1 protein-coding gene is annotated in these 1,560 nt (G+C 35.8%); it reads left to right on the forward strand.

Annotated elements, in window-relative coordinates:
* The first annotated feature begins 339 nt into the window (after positions 1 to 339).
* Positions 340 to 1,272, forward strand: a complete 933-nt coding sequence (gene cysK, locus T357_RS0118400) for a cysteine synthase A (RefSeq protein ID WP_031555907.1) — start codon at positions 340 to 342, stop codon at positions 1,270 to 1,272.
* Positions 1,273 to 1,560: the final 288 nt, after the last annotated feature.

Below are 1,560 nucleotides of genomic sequence, written 5' to 3' on the forward strand. Positions count from 1 at the left end.
AGGTCGAGGGCTTGTCCAAAAAGGCTGGAAAGGTTAGAGGTTTAGATGGATTACTGGGAATGATTCATAAATGGTATGCTGTTTTGAAGGTACGAATAATGATTAAAATTTTTAAGCTTTCTGACTATAGTAGTTGGAAAGCTTTTTTTATGTTCATATTTACCATCGTGTGTACATTCTTCTGGAATCATTTTATCATACGTAAAGACTCTGCATATAAATTTTCTTATTATAATAGAAAATTATAGCCAATGATAAGATTTAAAAATTATATATCAATTTAGCAACGTGGTATTATTAACATATCATTTAAAATCCATTGCGGATGAAGGAGGAGCCATGGGAAAGATATTTAAGGGTACATTGGATCTTATTGGAAATACACCGCTTGTAGAGGTTGTGAATATTGAAAAAGAATTAAATCTTGATGCAACCATACTTGTAAAACTGGAATACTTAAATCCGGCAGGAAGTGTCAAAGATCGTATTGCTAAAGCGATGATTGAGGATGCGGAAGAAAGAGGAGTATTGAAAAAGGGTTCAGTTATAATTGAACCGACATCGGGAAATACAGGAATCGGACTTGCTTCAATTGCAGCATCCAAAGGCTATAGATTGATACTCACAATGCCTGAAACCATGAGCGTTGAAAGAAGAAACATTATCAAAGCCTATGGGGCTGAAATTGTTCTTACAGAAGGATCTAAAGGCATGAAAGGTGCTATTGAAAAAGCTGAGGAATTATCAAAGGAAATCCCTGATAGCTTTATACCAGGTCAGTTTGATAACCCTGCAAATCCTAAAATGCATAAAAATACAACAGGGCCTGAAATCTGGAATGATACTGACGGTAAAATAGATATATTTATAGCCGGAGTTGGTACAGGCGGAACTATTACAGGTATCGGTGAGTATTTAAAGGAAAAGAATTCGGATATAAAGGTTGTCGCTTTAGAGCCTGAGGATTCACCGGTACTTTCAGAAGGAAGAAGCGGCGCTCATAAGATTCAGGGCATTGGAGCAGGCTTTGTTCCTAAAGTTTTAAATACAAAAGTATATGATGAGGTGTTTAAGGCTCCGGCTCAGGATGCATTCGATACAGCTAAGTTACTTGCAAGAAAAGAAGGTATTTCAGTTGGTATATCTTCAGGTGCTGCATTATTCGGTGCAATACAGTTAGCTAAGAGACCTGAAAACAAGGGTAAAACTATAGTCGCATTATTACCTGACAGTGGTGACAGATACTATTCAACGGCGCTTTTTAATTCATAAAACTTTATATTTCTTCTGAAATCAAATATTAATATAACGAGATGGATTAAAAGAGAAAAGGGCTGAAGTGAAAAAGCTGAAGTGAAAAAATAAAATTTTTCAAAAAAGTGTTTGACATATGCTTCGCTTGTTGCTATATTAATTGAGCGCTCACAAAGAGCGGCAATTAAATAGCTTCAAACGAAGCATTTTTGAACCTTGAAAATCAAAGATCGATTAATACACAGACCCTGAAGATTCTATATGAAGATTCAGAAGCGGAGGATCTGAAAAGATCTGAAGCGAGAC

The organism is Oribacterium sp. FC2011 (genome assembly GCF_000701645.1).
In the GTDB taxonomy this organism is placed as follows: domain Bacteria; phylum Bacillota; class Clostridia; order Lachnospirales; family Lachnospiraceae; genus Oribacterium.